17 protein-coding genes are annotated in these 16979 nt (G+C 43.0%); 8 read left to right on the top strand and 9 right to left on the bottom strand.

All coding sequences use genetic code 11. The features are described 5' to 3' along the window. Nucleotides 1-8: 8 nt before the first annotated feature. Genes trpD through GPLA_RS10615 form a run of 3 tightly spaced genes read right to left on the bottom strand, consistent with a single transcriptional unit; the run spans nt 9 to nt 3264 of the window. On the bottom strand, nt 9-1031 hold the full coding sequence (trpD, locus tag GPLA_RS10625) for an anthranilate phosphoribosyltransferase (RefSeq protein ID WP_007104918.1): 1023 nt from the start codon (nt 1029-1031) through the stop codon (nt 9-11). A gap of 8 nt (nt 1032-1039) precedes the next feature. Next, nucleotides 1040-1666, bottom strand: coding sequence for an aminodeoxychorismate/anthranilate synthase component II (locus GPLA_RS10620; RefSeq protein ID WP_007104917.1), 627 nt, complete (start codon nt 1664-1666; stop codon nt 1040-1042). Further along, nucleotides 1666-3264: an anthranilate synthase component 1 gene (locus tag GPLA_RS10615; RefSeq protein WP_007104916.1), complete on the bottom strand. Its 1599-nt coding sequence runs from the start codon at nt 3262-3264 to the stop codon at nt 1666-1668. The genes GPLA_RS10620 and GPLA_RS10615 overlap by 1 nt, the downstream gene beginning before the upstream one ends. A gap of 410 nt (nt 3265-3674) precedes the next feature. Between GPLA_RS10615 and GPLA_RS10610 the strand changes: the two genes are divergently transcribed. Genes GPLA_RS10610 through rluB form a run of 5 tightly spaced genes read left to right on the top strand, consistent with a single transcriptional unit; the run spans nt 3675 to nt 7683 of the window. Continuing rightward, nucleotides 3675-4541, top strand: coding sequence for a PHP domain-containing protein (locus tag GPLA_RS10610; RefSeq protein ID WP_007104915.1), 867 nt, complete (start codon nt 3675-3677; stop codon nt 4539-4541). 32 nt (nt 4542-4573) lie between these two features. Beyond that, a complete protein-coding gene (locus tag GPLA_RS10605) occupies nt 4574-5194 on the top strand; it encodes an L-threonylcarbamoyladenylate synthase (protein ID WP_007104914.1) in 621 nt (206 codons plus the stop codon). 18 nt (nt 5195-5212) lie between these two features. Continuing rightward, on the top strand, nt 5213-6073 hold the full coding sequence (locus tag GPLA_RS10600) for a segregation and condensation protein A (RefSeq protein WP_007104913.1): 861 nt from the start codon (nt 5213-5215) through the stop codon (nt 6071-6073). Continuing rightward, a complete protein-coding gene (gene scpB / locus GPLA_RS10595) occupies nt 6074-6814 on the top strand; it encodes an SMC-Scp complex subunit ScpB (RefSeq protein WP_007104912.1) in 741 nt (246 codons plus the stop codon). Continuing rightward, a complete protein-coding gene (gene rluB, locus GPLA_RS10590) occupies nt 6814-7683 on the top strand; it encodes a 23S rRNA pseudouridine(2605) synthase RluB (protein WP_007104911.1) in 870 nt (289 codons plus the stop codon). Before scpB ends, rluB begins: the two co-directional genes overlap by 1 nt. 103 nt (nt 7684-7786) lie before the next feature. Here the strand turns inward: rluB and GPLA_RS10585 are convergent, their stop codons facing one another. The 3 genes from GPLA_RS10585 to GPLA_RS10575 form a co-directional block, all read right to left on the bottom strand. Next, nucleotides 7787-8890, bottom strand: a complete 1104-nt coding sequence (locus GPLA_RS10585; protein ID WP_007104910.1) for a nucleotidyltransferase family protein — start codon at nt 8888-8890, stop codon at nt 7787-7789. Then, complete coding sequence (locus tag GPLA_RS10580; protein ID WP_007104909.1) at nt 8890-9744, bottom strand: HprK-related kinase A; 855 nt, start codon at nt 9742-9744, stop codon at nt 8890-8892. The genes GPLA_RS10585 and GPLA_RS10580 overlap by 1 nt, the downstream gene beginning before the upstream one ends. Before the next feature lie 251 nt (nt 9745-9995). After that, the gene (locus GPLA_RS10575; RefSeq protein ID WP_007104908.1) at nt 9996-10646 is read right to left on the bottom strand and encodes a hypothetical protein; all 651 of its coding nucleotides are present in this window, start codon (nt 10644-10646) and stop codon (nt 9996-9998) included. Nucleotides 10647-11314: 668 nt separating this feature from the next. Between GPLA_RS10575 and GPLA_RS10570 the strand changes: the two genes are divergently transcribed. The 3 genes from GPLA_RS10570 (at nt 11315) to GPLA_RS10560 (ending at nt 12517) form a co-directional block, all read left to right on the top strand. Further along, entirely contained in the window at nt 11315-11734 is a 420-nt protein-coding gene (locus GPLA_RS10570) for a hypothetical protein (protein ID WP_007104907.1), read from the top strand. Nucleotides 11735-11863: 129 nt separating this feature from the next. Beyond that, nucleotides 11864-12226 (top strand): SpoIIAA family protein, encoded by a 363-nt coding sequence (locus GPLA_RS10565; protein ID WP_007104906.1) that lies wholly within the window; start codon nt 11864-11866, stop codon nt 12224-12226. Between the two features lie 45 nt (nt 12227-12271). Then, nucleotides 12272-12517: a DUF6868 family protein gene (locus GPLA_RS10560; RefSeq protein WP_007104905.1), complete on the top strand. Its 246-nt coding sequence runs from the start codon at nt 12272-12274 to the stop codon at nt 12515-12517. 97 nt (nt 12518-12614) lie between these two features. On the opposite strand, the gene GPLA_RS10555 is transcribed toward GPLA_RS10560, so the two are convergent. From GPLA_RS10555 to GPLA_RS10545, 3 genes are all read right to left on the bottom strand, one after another. After that, nucleotides 12615-13112: a DUF6491 family protein gene (locus GPLA_RS10555; RefSeq protein ID WP_007104904.1), complete on the bottom strand. Its 498-nt coding sequence runs from the start codon at nt 13110-13112 to the stop codon at nt 12615-12617. Between the two features lie 399 nt (nt 13113-13511). Continuing rightward, nucleotides 13512-15635, bottom strand: coding sequence for a response regulator (locus GPLA_RS10550; RefSeq protein ID WP_007104901.1), 2124 nt, complete (start codon nt 15633-15635; stop codon nt 13512-13514). Between the two features lie 474 nt (nt 15636-16109). Beyond that, nucleotides 16110-16970, bottom strand: coding sequence for a pirin family protein (locus GPLA_RS10545; RefSeq protein WP_007104900.1), 861 nt, complete (start codon nt 16968-16970; stop codon nt 16110-16112). Nucleotides 16971-16979 lie beyond the last annotated feature (9 nt).

Here is a 16979-nt window from a genome sequence, read left to right as displayed (position 1 = left end):
TGCTTCCTTTAAATTATATCGTGGCGGCGACTGATTGCTGACGAATCTTCAATCACGTGCAATGGGCGCTTCGCTTGCATGGCGTCAAGCGCCATCTGCGTACCTTGCTGATAGGTATCAGCTTTGCCGCATAACTTGATCAGCGCACCCGCATTCATGGCTACCGCTGCTTGATGAGCTGCTTGCCCACAGCCACTCAACACGTCTTGGATCAACTGCTTGTTTTCATCGGGTACCCCACCTTCTATGGCGCTCAATGGGTATTCTTCAAGGCCAAAGTCACTCGGGGATAAGGTATATTCAGTTAACGTTTCCCCGTTTATTTCTACCACCATTGACGGGCCGTGAACGGCTAGTTCGTCTAAACCACTTCCGTGCACGACTAAAGCTTTCTTGTAACCGAGCAATTGTAAAGTACGGGCAAACGGCATCACCAGTTCAGGGGCATATACCCCTATCATCATATGACTCGGCTGGGCAGGATTAACCAGGGGTCCGAGTAAGTTAAAAATAGTTCGTGTTTTGAGCGTGGTGCGCACAGGCATCGCGTGTTTTATCCCAGCGTGATAAACAGGGGCAAACAAAAAACATAGGTTTGATTGGTCTAAGCAATCACGTGCTGTTGCTGGCGACATATCGAGTTTCATACCGAAAGCATTGAATAAATCCGCAGAGCCAGATTTACTCGAAACGCTGCGATTACCATGTTTGGCTACTTTCACACCACAACTGGCGGCAACAATCGCCGCGGCGGACGAAATGTTGATGGTGTTGTGACCGTCACCGCCTGTGCCAACGATATCAGCGAAATCATAATCAGGGCGCGCAATCGGGCTGGCATTTTGGATCATAGCTTGCGCGGCACCAGCGATTTCCTCGGGCGTCTCACCTTTTATTTTCAAGGCGCTTAGCAGCGAAGACAACAGAATATTATCGACTTGCCCAGTCACAATTTGATTGAACACGTCAGTGGCTTCGTTTTGGCTAAGAGATTGACCTTGATAAAGCTTTTCAAGTAATGGAAATAGCATGACTGTCCTCAATCGTTGTCTTGGGTTAAATAATTGATGCTTTGCATCAATAATTGACTACCAAAAGCAGTTAAAATGGATTCTGGATGAAACTGGAAGCCCAGCATTCTATCTTTCTCGTGACAAACTGCCATAGGAACGTCATCAAAATGGGCTAAAACGGTTAATTCGTCAGGCATATTGCTGGCCATTAATGAATGGTAACGTGCCACGGGTAACGGCTGAGGCAAGTTCACAAACATTTTATCGCCTTGGTGGGTAATTAACGATGATTTACCGTGCATGACCACATTAGCGCGAATGATATCGCCGCCGTAGGACGCCACAATGGCTTGATGGCCCAGGCAAATACCCAGTACAGGAAAGACGCCTTTTACTAGGTTAATAAGCACGGGCATACAACCCGCATCGGCAGGTGTTCCAGGCCCAGGAGAGAGCAATAAAATAACTTGGCTATGCTTAGCCTGTTCTTGCATTTTTTCAAAAATAGCTTGTGGTGAAACTGAGTTACGATAGACCGTAAGCGCTAAACCCATGGTGCGCAGTTCATCTACCAAGTTGTAGGTAAAGGAGTCGAAGTTATCCACCAAAAACACATGAGGATGTTGATCGTTTGCCGTATTCGCTAAGCGCATTATTTTGCCTCCGGAGCTTGATGGGATGTAAGAATTGCCCGGATAACCGCTTGGGCTTTGCCCCGGGTTTCGTCAGCTTCTGATTGGGGATCTGAATCAAAAACCACACCCGCTCCAGCTTGAATATGGGCAATTTTATTTTTGATAAACGCGGAGCGAATAACAATGCAGGTGTCCATATCACCGTGGCCATTAATGTAGCCCACGGCACCGCCGTAACTGCCTCTACGTTGTTTTTCAACTTCGCGAATAAGGCCCGCGGCGCTGACCTTTGGCGCACCTACTAATGTTCCCATGTTCATACATGCTTGGTAGGCATGCAGGGCATCTAAATCGTCGCGTAGTTGACCCACCACTTTGGAGACTAAGTGCATCACGTGTGAATAGCGGTCGACCTTTAATAATTCTTTTAAATGTCGAGTACCGGGTTTAGATACTTTCGCTACGTCGTTACGCGCTAAATCAACCAACATCAAATGCTCCGATTTTTCTTTCTCATCTTCACGTAAATTCAGTTCAATGCGACTGTCTAAATCTAAATTAATTGATCCATCAGCGTGCTTGCCTCTTGGGCGAGTGCCGGCTATGGGGTAAATCTCAACCTGGTTTGTATCTTTTAGGTACTTAAGGGCGGATTCGGGAGAAGCGCCAAACATGCAAAAATCTATGTCCTGCATGAAAAACATATAGGGGCTGGGGTTTTGTATTTTCAGAGCCTTATATGCCTTGTGGGGGTCTGGACAGGGCAAGCTAAATGTACGTGAAGGTACAACCTGAAAAATATCGCCAGCTAAAATATGTTGTTTCAGATTTTCCACATCTTGGATAAATTCCTGATCTGACTTGCTTATTTTTAGCTCGTTGCTTGCCACGCTGGGTGATTCAATTTCTGGAACGGGTTTTACGTTACTTAATTTGTGTTTAATTTGCTCTAAACGCTGACTGATAGCGAAGTAGTTGTTACCGACATTTTTACCACTGAAGACACTGCCAATTAATTCGGTTTTTTTCGCTTGATGATCAATTAACAATAACGTTTCGGCGAGATAAAAAACAAAATCTGGGCAGGTATTTTCGCTGTCATTGACCTGGGGCAGTTGTTCGAAAGTAGCCAGTAAATCATAAGCAAATGCCCCGCCTAAAAAAAGTGCTTCTGGATGCGGTCTAATCGCTACTACGCGATTGATTAATAGCCGTAGCGCATCGAATACCGCCGGTGCTTTTAAGCGACTGTCTTCATCTAGTTGGCTGTCATTAAAGGTAAACGTTAGGGTAACCGTGCGGGTTTGTTGATTGAATGCGTGTTCCACGCCCGCAGGGCAATATTCAATGAACAAGGGTAATACTGCTGCGCCATTATCGGTTAGCGCTTGACAAGTAACGACTAAACCATCGCATTGCAGTTTTATTGCTGCATCGACTAGCAATAAACTTTTCAGATTGTCTTTACTGTCAATTTCTGCTGATTCAAGTAGTAGATTATGTGACCTACCTTGGCAGAGGTATTGATAAGCTTGAAGAGGATCTGCCACATAATCGGCTGATAGTAATAATGTCTCTACTTTGCCTGCTTGTTCTGTTAACTGCGCTAAACTCATGATTTTTCTCAATAACCTTGTTGGTAACCTGTCTTAGGCAAGGGTGTTAAAAGGGTCGTAACTTTTAATCGGGCATAAAAAAAGCCCGTATTATACGGGCTTTTCTTGATCAATCGCACAAATACATACGCTCACAGCCCGCTAGTTAGGGATGTGCCACCACCAAATTAAGTTAGTTGAAACGCGTAAAACAGTATTCATGGGTATAAAATCTCGTTAGTTTGTGGACGATAAATCTATCGTCTGACAACAAACATTGCCTTTTTTCAGGTTTTGTCTGCTATTCATGACCAAATGCGTATAATACACACTTCAGGCGTATAGAAGAAAACAATTTTGCTTCTCTGTCAACACCCAATTTCACGAGCGTACTCATTGAGTCGCAACTAAAAGGTCATATTGAAGGCTTTATGAAAATCGATTTGCACTGCCACACTTATTATTCTGACGGCCAACTCTCCCCTGTCGAGCTGGTGGATCGCGCGCACAATATGCAAGTGGATGTATTGGCTATAACTGACCATGACACGGTGCAAGGATTAGACGAAGCATTGGCCCATCAAGCAAAACAAAAACGTGCCATGCACATTGTAAATGGCATTGAACTTTCTACCTCATGGCATAATTTTGATATTCATATTTTGGGTTTGAATGTCAATAAAGACGATGCTGTGTTCTGTCAGCGTTTAGTTGAGCAAAAAAACGAACGAGACGCCCGAGCGCAAAAAATGTCCGATAAACTGGCCAAGGCTGGGGTTGAAAATGTCCTGCAAGATGCCAAGTTATTAGCAGGGGAAGGGCAGCTTACACGCGCACACTTCGCCCGAGTCTTAGTGGCACGCAAAGAGGTGCGCGATTTTGAAGGCGCCTTTAAAAAATATTTAGGCAAGGGTAAACGCGCCCATGTTAAACCCCAGTGGATTTCCATTGAAGAAGCCATTGAATGGATCCACGACGCTGGCGGCAAAGCAGTACTCGCGCACCCTGGGCATTATGACATGACCACTAAATGGCTGCGCAGATTGGTAACTGAATTCAAGCAAGTAGGGGGCGATGGCATTGAAACCACTCATGCACGTATAAATCCCGAGAAACGCAAGCTGATTGTTGAGTTAGCCATGGAGCATAATTTACAAGCGTCAGCGGGTTCTGACTTTCATTTTGTTAGCCGCTGGACTGAACTGGGTAAGAATTTAGGGTTACCTGAGCACCTTACCCCAATTTGGCATGACTGGCCGTTTATCGACCAGCCAGTTGATATATCATCTAACGCATAACATCGCGTATAACTTACTGGGAAGTAACGACTATGAGCCAATTTTTTTATATTCATCCTGATAATCCTCAAGCCCGCTTGATTAAACAAGCTTGCGAGCTCATTCACAACGGCGAAGTGGTGGTTTACCCCACCGACTCTGGTTATTCCATTGGTTGTCATATGGATGACAAAAATGCCTTAGAGCAAATTTGTCGTATCCGCCAAATCGGTAAAGATCACAATTTCACCTTGATGTGCCGCGATATGTCGGAGTTGTCTGAATATGCGCAAGTGGATAACGCCGCGTTTCGCATGATTAAAAACAACACTCCTGGGCCTTACACCTTTATTTTAAAGGCGACTAAAGAAGTTCCCAAGCGTTTGCAAAATCCTAAGCGTCGCACTATTGGTATTCGCGTACCAAACAATCCCATCGCATTGGCTTTACTTGAAGAGCTGGGCGAGCCCATGATGTCCACGACACTTATTTTGCCTAACGCCGTAGTGGCAGAGTCAGACCCTGATGAGATACGTGACAAGCTTGAAAAACAAGTCGGCTTGATTATTCACGGTGGCTTTTTAGGTGAGCAACCGACCACAGTGGTCGATTTATCGGACGGCGAGCCAGTGGTCATTCGAGAGGGCAGCGGCGACGTTAGCCCATTTAATTAAAATCGATATTAGTCAGTTATGACTGCGGATAAAACGCCTCAAGAATTAGCGATTGAGCAAGAGGTAATGCGCCAAGGGCAACCTGTGCAGCAGCCTTTGCCGCTGGCGTTTATAAACGGGCAGGCATTTACCGATCAGCCGGAAGACTTATACATTCCACCTGACGCATTAGAGTTAATCTTAGATGCATTTGAAGGCCCATTGGATTTGTTGCTGTATTTGATCCGGCGACAAAAGTTCGATTTAGTTAATTTGCCAGTTTATGAAGTGACTAAACAATACATGTTGTACGTCGACATGATGAAAGATTTAAAACTTGAACTTGCCGCAGAGTATTTATTAATGGCGGCAATATTGGCTGAGATTAAATCAAGATTGTTGCTGCCTAAACGACCGGACGTGGAAGAAGACGAAGATGATCCCAGAGCAGAGCTTATAAGACGCTTGCAGGAATACGAGCTGATAAAAACGGCTGCTCATGAATTAGACGGTATTGTGCGCATGGAGCGAGATGTGTTCAGCGCACAAGCGCAAACCAGTGACTCAGTTACACCAATTAAAATTCTTCCCAAAATTAACTTACAAGACTTGGTGGTGAGTTTTCAAAAGGTGATGCAGCGGGCGAGTGCGTTTGAGCACCACCATATTGCACCTGAGGCACTATCAACTCGGGAGCGTATGGCGCTGATTTTAGAGAAGCTAAACAGTGAGCACTTTACTGGGTTTGACTGTTTGTTTTACGCGAACGAAGGCCGAGCAGGCGTAGTGGTGACGTTTTTAGCCATACTTGAATTGTGTAAAGAACAACTGATCGAGTTGGTACAGAGTCAACCAACGGCCAATATTCACGTTAAACTGCATGTAGGAGAGTCCCAGTAAATGGCGAAGCTATCATTAGTGCAGTTAAAACAATTGGTCGAAGCCGCGATATTTGTATCTGATGCGCCGGTGAGCCAAGAGCACTTACAAGACACGGTATTAAGCGCCCTGAAAGTGAGCAAAAAAGCACTTAATCAGGCGATTGATGAATTGCAGATCGAGTATCAATCTCGCGGTGTGCAATTGATTGAAGTGGCGAGCGGTTATCGCTTTCAATCGCTGGATAGTTTAGGACCTTGGTTGAGTAAATTATGGCAAGAGCAAGCGCCAAAATACTCCAGAGCCTTGTTAGAAACCTTGTCTATGGTGGCTTATCGTCAGCCGATTACCCGAGGTGAAATTGAAGATGTACGTGGTGTTGTGGTCAGTAGTAACATCATGAAAACCCTAATAGAACGGGATTGGGTAAAAGTCGTTGGGCACAAAGAAGTACCAGGACGCCCAGCCTTATATGCAACAACTAAAGGATTTTTAAATTATTTTTCGTTGAAGAGCTTGAAAGACTTACCCAGTCAAGATGCTTTTGATACGAGTAATAGTCAGGACGAACGTAAAATATTAACGCCGCTGGTTGAAAGCACTGAGCCTGTTGCTGTTAAGCGCACTGCTTCAGCGTCAGAGGTAACAGAGCCACTAACACCAGACGAGCAAACATTGACCGAACAAACCCCGTCAGAACAAGCTACAGAGACTAAGCTTGATGATACTGACAACCCTAATCAAAGAGAGCAGTTACACTAATGAGTGAAAAATTACAGAAAGTCCTAGCTAATGCTGGCGTGGGCTCCCGTCGTGAGATGGAAAAATGGATAGCCCAAGGGCGTATTTCGGTTAACGGTAAAGTCGCTACATTGGGCGACCGTGTTGAACCGTTAGATCAATTACGGGTTGATGGTAATTTGATCGCCGCCGCCGCGAAAGAAACTATCTGCCGGGTACTGATGTACAACAAACCTGAGGGAGAACTGTGTAGCCGTAAAGATCCCCAAGGTCGCCCTACGGTTTTTGACCGTCTGCCTAAAATTCAAAATGGTCGCTGGATTGCAGTAGGCCGTTTAGATATCAACACCAGTGGTTTGTTATTGTTTACCAATGACGGTGAACTAGCGAATCGATTGATGCACCCTAAACATGAAATAGAGCGTGAGTACGCAGTGCGTGTTTTTGGCGAAGTGGATCAAGACATCATTAAACGTCTTAAAAAAGGGGTTGAGCTAGAAGATGGGGTATCTAAATTTACTGAAATCCGTAAACGCCCAGGGGACGATGAAAGTTTAAACAGTTGGTATAATGTGACCCTATCTGAAGGTAAAAACCGCGAAGTTCGCCGATTGTGGGAATCTCAAGGCTTGCAAGTTAGCCGTTTGATCCGTGTTCGCTACGGTACCTTAGATTTGCAAAATCGTTTACCGCAAGGAGGTTGGATCGAACTACCACTGACGGATCTCAATACCTTGCGTAAAAGCGTACAATTAGATCTAGAACAAGAATCTCTGATCGAAGACAAACAAACAAAGCTTGATCATGTGCGCTTAAGCCGCATGCGTCGCTCAGTGCAAAAGCACAAGGTAAATCAAGGTCGTGCGAAGGCAAGACCGAAGAAAAAGTAATTACTACTCAAAAAAGAGATATAGATAATTTAAGTTCTGTATCTCTTTTTTAGTAAATATACTTTTAATAAACATCTGTGCCAAACATATAGGTTTGCTGCTATTATTTTTCATAATGATGGGGACCCATCACTAGCATAACCAATGCTCTACGTGATTTAACCCAGAAATGCGGTACTAACACCCCTAATGGCATTTTTAAAAAATGGCCACGTAAAAACATGATATACCGTGCCAATTTGTTCCAGCGCTTGTCGAGTAAATCATGACTTGGTATTAGCGCAGCTAATATAATGTTGCGAATAAAAAAATTTGTTAAACGTGTATCAATGAATGGCGTAATGCAACTATTAACTGCAGCGACGCGTTGTGTTCTGAATAATTGGTCCGTTATAGAACAAGCATAATAAAACTCTTTATTGAATCCTAAATTTCGGGCCAAAACACAAATTTGAGATATATCTTCATTGCGCTCATAATCGAGTAACAATAAATGGATGTCTAGAATGTCTCTAAAGCTTTTCTCATAATCTTCGTTGTAAAACAAATGAACAAGGCAGTGCAGGATTACCATTGATTCGCTGAGCGTTTCTTTGCCATCTTCTAAGACGATATTCTCATTAAATAAAAAAGATTCTGGAACGGTAATACCTGAAATTGGCGGAATAATAGTGTGATGCACATCTAATGTTGCCCCTCGCTCTGGGTGCGTGAAAGGGGCTAGCTCGTGTGCCCATTTACGATAATATTGTTGGTCGTAATCATCGAGTACTTTCTCGATCCAACCATCAAGTTTTAAGGCATTTTCGACGCTTTCTAAATCCGCTTTCGGCACCAATATATCAATGTCAGTCATCACTCGTCCCAAGTGATTACTCGATTTATTGAGTACGTAGGCTGCACCTTTTAAAAATATGGGACGACAATCTACTGTCTGCAACGTTTGCTGCAATATATCAGTTTCCGCGCTAATTTGCTGAACTTGCCTATCGGAATAACGTTTGGCTGAGCGCAAGTGGGCAATGGCAAAATCTGGCACGTTACTGAGTTGGGCATTTTTATCTAAAAAATAATAGAACGAGCCAAGCATATCGGCTCCCCTTAATATCCTGAGCAGTTGCTCCCACTGTTTCAAATTAAATTGTTCAAGTAAGTGAGGGGTGGAAAAAATATCGACAAATAACGATTGGGTTAACGTGTCTTTCATTAATCTATTAATCCGTCGAGAAAGTCACTTAAGCCGTCATATGATGAGTAACTGATATCAAAAAATTGACTATTATCGACAACCGATTTTAGCGTCTGAAAACCTTCAATTCCTAATACATTATAATTAAACGCGTGATGCACAAGACGCGAGAAACCGGCTGTCTGTGATAACGTATTTATGTTGAGCTTTTGATTGCTTCGATATTTGGGAAAAACAACGGCTACCACTTCCGCGTCGACGAGTTCATCATACTGCAAGCGAGACATTAATTTAACGTGAGCAATATCTCCTTTGTGTGTACCCTTTGCTACTGGTGATATTACTGCCTCTGGTACTAAGTGTTTAATGACATCGATTGACTTGTTTTTTAACGACGAAGGTCTGTGCATCGGTCGGACTAAATGGCTATGCAAATTAATGATTGCCATTTCATCCGAATATACTCGCCAGCCGCGTAGACCGAAATAAGTAGCTAAGGTGCTTTTGCCAGAACCTGGTTGGGCTGGACATATTATCGCCTTACCATTTTTAACAATAACGGATGAATGAATTAGTAGATGATTGAAATCAAAGGATGCGATACACCAGTTTAACGCCCACTCCAGTGATGGGAGCAATAGGCTCTTTTTAACTGGATGAAAAGGTCGCTGATTATCTATGTAGATACATACCTGAGGCTTAATAAATCTGCGTATCAAAGATGTATTTTTAATGGTTAGATGATAATCAATCGGCTTTTCTGGGAATAAACCAAGACTATTGTCGTATAACGCGGCCAAACTAGGGGAGATAAAAGAAGGGCAATGTTCAATAGCAAAGCGGTAGATGCCGAGGTCTAATATCGTATTCACGCACTCTCAGTTACGAAACAATGTTCGAGTAATTGCTTTCTCAATTCATTAAGCGATGGATCACCGGCACTCGCTAGGTCAAATTGGTCAATTATGAATTTGCCATCAGCGGCCCGGCAATCTATCAAAGACGATAAATCAAACTGAACACAAGAAGTAGAAAAATCCTTTGTAGAAAAAAAACTAATCCACTGTAATCAGCAGGGACATGGCATAGCATGTCCGCCGCTAATTTAATGTTGATTGAATGACTAACAGCTACCATGAGGAAGGTTTGATTCGGCGACGAAACCATCTGTAAAGCTTGCAGTGAGGTCATCATAATTGCTCGGTAGTTGACCGTCATTATTGATATACATTACGCCCCAAACATGCTGTACAAGTTCTTCTGCGCTTGTAAAAGGACTGATATCACCATAAAAACCAAAATATGCGTTGAGGTAATAAGCCGCTAAGTTCCATATACCTCCTTGACTTTGCAACGCCTCATAAATGTTCAGTGAGTTTCGTGGAATTGTACCGCTACCATCGGATAAAACCACATCAGGCATATTTTTAATATGACTGCGAACGCTACAATAAGCAGCTGTTAAGTCATCATTTTTACTCATGCTAAACATCGATTTAACTTTATTTAGGCCTACTTTATCGGGCTCCCCAGATTTTGCAAATTTCCGCCAACTACCAGGCGAGCGGCCACCGGTTACGATTGGCATCACACAAACAGAATCTGCACTACGAGAACCACCAGATAAACCGGAAGCATTACATGCGCCCCAAACAGATTGGACTGGAAGGGTAGTAATTACGACGCCAGCAGAGGTTTTAAGTAAAAATTTACGTCTACTCGGGCTATTTGAATTTTGTAACTCAGTTACTTTTTCATTGTCTGGTGCATTCATCGAGTTATCTACCTTGAATTTGAACAAATATAAGTGCTACAAGCAATATTTGAGCCTATATTTAAGTTGTTGATTTTATAGACTAAGTATAAAGAAACTTTATCACGTGTAAAGTAAACTGACACTCATTTATTGCCCGTTTATATTTCATTCTATATTAAGCGCTTTCATCAGTCATATCATAGTGATATGTACCTATTAAATTGACGATTTATGGTGGAGAACCTTTATACAAGCTCAAGAATTAATCATAGCACCATTTATTGAAATTTATGTCAAAACAGCGATGCTATTTCATTCATTGCTTCTGAATAGAATGTAGCCAATCACCCGAAAAACATTGTACCGGCTGCTGATGGCCAGGTGCCCTGTACTTTAGTCTTACCTCTTGTTGTATCTTCATTTTTTTTGTTTCCATTTTGTTAGCTAATATTCATCCTCAATCAAGTTATCAGCAGCTAAATCTATGTTTATAGGTATGCCTTGTGTTTTTGAAATACGCTAGGGTAGGAGCATCTCTGGCTAATACTGATTGATTATTTTTATTGTCATTGTAGGGTTAAGCAAGGTGTTGACGAATTAACACTGCAATTACGATGTTATTCGCCGATCAGAGCGTAATCTAAAAGCGCCGATGGCTCCCAATACACTAGAAAGTAGAGACAGTGATGAACCATTATCTGAGCGTAGCAGGGGGACTGAGTGCTTTGGCTGCTTTAATGCATTTAGGTTGTATCTATTTCGGAGCACCTTGGTATCGCGTTTTTGGTGCAGGTGAACAAATGGCACTGATGGCAGAGCGCGGTAGCTACCAACCCACCTTGATAACGTTGGGCATTTTCTGTGTGTTGATGACTTGGTCTGTCTATGCCTTTTCAGCAGCTGGGTTGATTGGCCAGCTGCCTATGTTACGAGCGGTATTAGTTTCTATTACCTGCGTATACGCAGTGCGTGGCGTTGGCGGTTTTTTCTTTATGGCATGGCCAATGGGACGCAGCACAGAGTTTTGGTATTATAGCTCAGTATTGTGTTTGATGATTGCACTGGTCCACTTCATTGGCCTCAAGCAACAATGGGACGTGCTTTAAGGTTTCATACGCGGGGCGCAATGATATTGCTCACTATCTGCACAGGTGACTAGTTTGCTGTGCGCCTTGGTAAACCTGAATTAGGCCGCATGTTTATTTTATAACCAACAGCGAAGTGAGAACCAACTAATGATAACGCTCCTGCCACAAAGTGAAGGCCGGGTAATCGGTATTCAAGTCAGCGGTAAAATTGATAAAGCCGAAGAGCAAAAATGGATAGATACCTTTAATAAATTGATTGCTAAGCACCAACAGATCAATGTTTTGATCTCACTCGTTGGCGACATTGATGTTGGCGTAGAAGTGGCCTATGAGGACTTATCGTGGACACTGCATCACCTGAGTAATATGAACAAACTGGCTTTCGTGTCATCTAGTCGGGTCCTTAAATGGCTAGTGGCAGTTGACAGCCCTTTCGCTAAGCTTGTAGGGATTGACGAAAAATATTTTACCCCACAAGAGCTTCAAGACGCGTGGAGTTGGGTTAAATAACATATTTTCCAGTGACATGACGATTTAATTAAATGGAGTAAATCTATGAACAATGTTATCCAATTAAGTGAGATTTTCGGTTGGATGTCACTGATTAACATAGGCTTGTTGAGCATTGCTTCTTTAGCCCTCGTATGGATGAAGGATAGAATAAGTGCGATACATGGCAGGTTGTTTGGCGTTGAACCCGCCGCATTAAAGGTGCTGTATATAAATTATTTGGCACATTATAAGGTGCTTATTTTTATGTTTAATGTTGTGCCTTATATTGTGCTGAAAGTACTAACGTAGAAGTGGACAATCCCATCTAGGTTATTTCTTTGTGTAGGCTCACACACCATTTTTTGTCAATAATGTGTGAGCGCTATCTTTTATTTACCTGCCGTACTCACCCGTCTTCTCCAGTAGCATCCTTGCTGATACTGTCTTCATTGTCATCGCTAGATTTCTCTATTGGCTTGTCTTGGGCTTTTGGATTAACCACCGCAATCAAGGCCTTATTTTGTGTTTTACTCAGGGGGTAAATACGACTGATATTACATCTGAACATATGATTGTCCGGTGTGAAAACACTGTCAAAACCAGCGCTCAAGGTGTTGGGGATACGCGAATACACGAGCAAGCTAGGGGAAAAGTTTAAATCGTTACAACGCATGGTTAATTTCACCAAATAAGAACGAAAGGGCGACGTGCGTAAAATCAGATATTGGTCGCTTAATGAGGTCCAACTGTCCATGTCAAATGCGCTGATGGTATTTCGTGCTTCTAAGTTTTCAGTTGTGATAAATTTTTCGATAACCGCTGATTTTTCAGGATCAGAGAGTCGTTGCGTGGCGCATCCACCCAGGGTCAGTAACACCAACACCAGCAATAAAATATTTTTCATGGTAGCTCCAGGAATGTCGAAAATTAATTTGCTCAGTTTCGAACCTTCAACCGCCAATTGGTTTCCTAAAATATACTTAAATTACAAGTTGTTACATTTATTACTACCCAAATCATCAAAACGAGTTTTAGTTGTTGTGACTACGCTTAGGCGGTTGCGCTATTTTCTGAATATGTATTTATTAATTTTAAATGATGGTTAGACCAAATAATTGGTCTGCGTTCGATACTATAGATATTGTTAATCTGCTAGCGCACTTTTCTCAGTAAATACAGCCTTTGTCGCCTCATCGAACTGAAGGCGGATATTATTCAGCTGATTTGGGTGGTTTTGCGCATTATTCTTTTTAACGCATAACGCAAAAGTAGTATGGGCGGGGTGTCCGCCCATGGGATTTAGTTAAATTAAGCGTCGTTTAATGGTGGCAAGTAAAGCAAGCTTATCTACCGGTTTAGCCAGAAAGTCATTCATACCAGCCGCAAGGCAATGCTCCCGGTCTTCTACAAAAGCGTTGGCAGATAAGGCAACGATCGGCTGAGTGAAATGCATTTCTGTTCTGAGTTTGATTGTTGCTGTGATGCCGTCCATGACTGGCATATGCATATCCATCAAGATCAGATCGTATTGTTCAAAAATGCAGGCTTTTAGCGCTTTTTCGCCATCAGTCGCAATAGCGACCTGATATCCAGCACTCTCCAGCATGACTTTTACCACTTCAGCGTTGATTTCGTTGTCCTCAACAATCAGGATCTTATGACTTCCTACGGACTCAATTGTGGAGGGTTGCCGGCGTAAGTGAATATTGTGTAATTCTCTTAAATCACTCTCAAGCTCTTGACGAAGAACAGGTTTTGCATGGGTTCGCCATATCATGTCGCGTATCTCATCTTCGCAATCAAGGTGTTCGATCACAGCTGAGACCAAAATAATATATGGCGTTTTTTTAGGATTTAGCGTGCGTAACGCCTTAAGTACATCGATACCGTTGATATCAGGCATTGATAGATCGAGTAACAAAGCATTGAATTGGTTAATATCACTGGCTAAAAAATCGGCAGCATGACTAAAAACCGTGGACTCGTAACCTTGAGATTTCACAACATGCTGTAAATACTCTCTACTGGTTTGCAAGTCATCAACAATCGCACAATGAAGCGCGACCTGAGGATGAATATCTTCCACTTGTTTGTGGTCGAGCTCAATGGGCAGCGTCAGCTCAAAACAGCTGCCTTCCTTAATTGTACTTTGAACCGTTAAAGTACCGCGCATCAAATTTGTCAACTGTTTAGCGATAGACAAACCAAGCCCTGTGCCTCCGTGCAGACGGGTTGTGCTTTGATCCGCCTGTTCAAACTTGTTAAAAATGGCATCAATTTTGTCTACAGGGATCCCAATTCCCGTGTCTCGTACGGTTATGGTTAGCCAGAAATGCTTGTCTTTTACGTACACTGCTACTTCTAAGTTTACCGAGCCTTCATGGGTAAACTTAATCGCGTTGCTCAGTAAATTATGCATGATTTGCGCAATGCGTGTGGGATCGCCAAATATGTGTGAAGGTAAAGTGGTACTTTTCTGATAATTGAATACTAGGTTTTTTAAGCGACAATTAGCTGATTGCACAGAGGTAACATCATCCAGCAGTTGCAGTAAATCTAATGAGGTATGCTCAATACGTAATTTACCTGCCTCTATTTTTGATAAATCTAACACATCATTTATTAGCACCAATAATTGCTTGCCAGCGCTTTTAGCTTTTTTTAGATATTCACCGCTTTTATGCGGATTATCGATTGCCAATTCCATCATGCCGAATAAACCGTTCATTGGCGTGCGCAGTTCATGACTCATGCTAGCAAGAAATTCAGATTTCGCTTTACTCGCTTCAATGGCTTGTTGTTCGGCGTTTTTAGCTTTTTTTACCGCAGTGCTTAAAGACGATAATGTCTGTTTTATTTTTATATTCATGGGACGGAAAATAAAAAGTGCTTCTAAGACTAGAAGCGCTAAGGTAAAAAGCCATAAGAACATTTCGATGTTTTCGACCCGCTGTACACGCTCCCGAGCCGCTTGCTCAAACCCTTGAACTACTTGGTCAAGCCCTATTAATAAATCATCGCTATTTGATTTATTAAAGCGGCTCTGGGCCTGAGAACAAATATCATCACTACCGATAAATTGCGCCGCTGCGGCGATATAACTTTCACCCCTAACATCAAGGGCAATATCGCCAAAATAAAGTTTACTTACATTTTGGGGGAGGTTCGGCAAACTTTTTAGGTAAATCCGGTTTGTGTCAAATTGTGTCATCGCGTCGCGAAGCGATCTTTGTAGTTGCGCTTCGGAATTGTTATCTGAGGTACAAACAGCCAGCCTGGCAACAAATAGGGCAATACGCTGAGATAACATGCGCTGCTGACCCGCGACGTTAATCACGTATGCATCATTGACTTGCATCTTGATAGTATATTTGAGGATTAACGCTGATCCGGAAACCGTCGCCGCGATCAAAGCAAGCGCTAGCATGTAACGAGCTCGAATCGAGAGACTTTTATTCAATACCTTCGAAAACAAAATAAATACTCCATAGCGCCGCAATTATCGAAAGGGGAATAATGTGGGCGAGCGTTATTATACGTATCTGAACAGTGGTTCTTAGTAAGAATATGAAACCCGTCTCAAGCTTAATTGAGCATTAAGTCGTCAAACGCTATGACACCAGTCTAAACCCGACACCTGATATCAGCAACTAACAGATTTTAAACATTTAAATAGTGATTTTGTTCGTTTCTGGATTTTCGCCACAAGACTTATACGGTAGGTGCGTCGGGGCAGAATGTGTGTTTTGTAGACTATTGATGGCATTAGCTTAGTTAGCCACAGCAGCAAAACAAGCATAATTTATGTTGCGAAAGCTCTCATAATGTCTTTGATGGACATTGTCAGCGACGCTGTTTATGTTGCTCGCGTTATAAAGTGGCGCTCATGCGTCACCTTAATTTACAGACGACCAAACTGGCCTTCTTTTAGGTCATTGAATGCTTGTACAATTTCCGCCTTGGTATTCATTACAAATGGCCCATGACCAACAACAGGTTCATTGATGGGGTCGCCGCTAAGCAATAGCACCAAGCTCGACTGTTCAGTGCGCAATGTGATGCCTGTTTGTTGCCGACTAAGCACGACCATATTGGTTTCTGTAGCAGGCTCAGAACCATTGACCGATACCGCCCCTTCCAGCACGACTACGGCAGCGCCCCAGCCTTGTGATAGGGTAAAGTTGGATTCACTGCCAGCATTTAAACGCATATCCCAAACGTTCATTGGACTATGGGTTGTCGCTGGTCCAAGGTGTTCATCGAATTCTCCCGCAATGATGCGAATACTGCCGGCATTTTTGGGCAATGATACGTTTGGGATCGCGTCTTTAACGATCCCTTGGTAACCCGGTGGAGCCATTTTGGCTACCTTGGGAAGATTCACCCATAACTGAACCATTTGTAACTCGCCACCAGATTGACTAAACCTTTGAGAATGAAATTCCTCGTGCAAAATTCCAGCTCCTGCGGTCATCCACTGAACATCCCCTGGTCCAATTACGCCGCCTTTTCCAGTGGAATCTTTGTGCTCAACTTCTCCTTTATAAACAATTGTCACTGTCTCGAACCCGCGATGAGGGTGTACTCCCACGCCTCGTTTAACCCCATCACCAGGGAAATGCATCGGACCTGCATAATCAAGCAGTAGAAATGGACTCATTTGAGCTGCTTGATTGTCATAGGAGAACAGTGACTTAACGGGAAAGCCATTGCCTACCCAGTGGGCCGATGGGGCGTTAATTAGCGCTGTAATTGATTTCATGATTAACTC

Source organism: Paraglaciecola polaris LMG 21857 (genome assembly GCF_000315055.1).
Classification (GTDB): Bacteria; Pseudomonadota; Gammaproteobacteria; order Enterobacterales; family Alteromonadaceae; genus Paraglaciecola; species Paraglaciecola polaris.
This window is presented reverse-complemented; position numbering and strand designations above follow the sequence as displayed.

Excerpts from the sequence above, each read along its gene's own strand:
- trpD (WP_007104918.1), bottom strand. The coding sequence starts at position 1,031 with ATGCTATTTCCATTACTTGAAAAGCTTTATCAAGGTCAATCTCTTAGC.
- GPLA_RS10550 (WP_007104901.1), bottom strand. The coding sequence starts at position 15,635 with ATGCTAGCGCTTGCTTTGATCGCGGCGACGGTTTCCGGATCAGCGTTA.
- GPLA_RS10545 (WP_007104900.1), bottom strand. The coding sequence starts at position 16,970 with ATGAAATCAATTACAGCGCTAATTAACGCCCCATCGGCCCACTGGGTA.
- GPLA_RS10565 (WP_007104906.1), top strand. The coding sequence starts at position 11,864 with ATGATAACGCTCCTGCCACAAAGTGAAGGCCGGGTAATCGGTATTCAA.
- scpB (WP_007104912.1), top strand. The coding sequence starts at position 6,074 with ATGGCGAAGCTATCATTAGTGCAGTTAAAACAATTGGTCGAAGCCGCG.
- GPLA_RS10575 (WP_007104908.1), bottom strand. The coding sequence starts at position 10,646 with ATGAATGCACCAGACAATGAAAAAGTAACTGAGTTACAAAATTCAAAT.
- GPLA_RS10605 (WP_007104914.1), top strand. The coding sequence starts at position 4,574 with ATGAGCCAATTTTTTTATATTCATCCTGATAATCCTCAAGCCCGCTTG.
- GPLA_RS10585 (WP_007104910.1), bottom strand. The coding sequence starts at position 8,890 with ATGAAAGACACGTTAACCCAATCGTTATTTGTCGATATTTTTTCCACC.
- GPLA_RS10620 (WP_007104917.1), bottom strand. The coding sequence starts at position 1,666 with ATGCGCTTAGCGAATACGGCAAACGATCAACATCCTCATGTGTTTTTG.
- GPLA_RS10560 (WP_007104905.1), top strand. The coding sequence starts at position 12,272 with ATGAACAATGTTATCCAATTAAGTGAGATTTTCGGTTGGATGTCACTG.
- GPLA_RS10555 (WP_007104904.1), bottom strand. The coding sequence starts at position 13,112 with ATGAAAAATATTTTATTGCTGGTGTTGGTGTTACTGACCCTGGGTGGA.
- GPLA_RS10600 (WP_007104913.1), top strand. The coding sequence starts at position 5,213 with ATGACTGCGGATAAAACGCCTCAAGAATTAGCGATTGAGCAAGAGGTA.
- GPLA_RS10610 (WP_007104915.1), top strand. The coding sequence starts at position 3,675 with ATGAAAATCGATTTGCACTGCCACACTTATTATTCTGACGGCCAACTC.
- rluB (WP_007104911.1), top strand. The coding sequence starts at position 6,814 with ATGAGTGAAAAATTACAGAAAGTCCTAGCTAATGCTGGCGTGGGCTCC.
- GPLA_RS10615 (WP_007104916.1), bottom strand. The coding sequence starts at position 3,264 with ATGAGTTTAGCGCAGTTAACAGAACAAGCAGGCAAAGTAGAGACATTA.
- GPLA_RS10570 (WP_007104907.1), top strand. The coding sequence starts at position 11,315 with ATGAACCATTATCTGAGCGTAGCAGGGGGACTGAGTGCTTTGGCTGCT.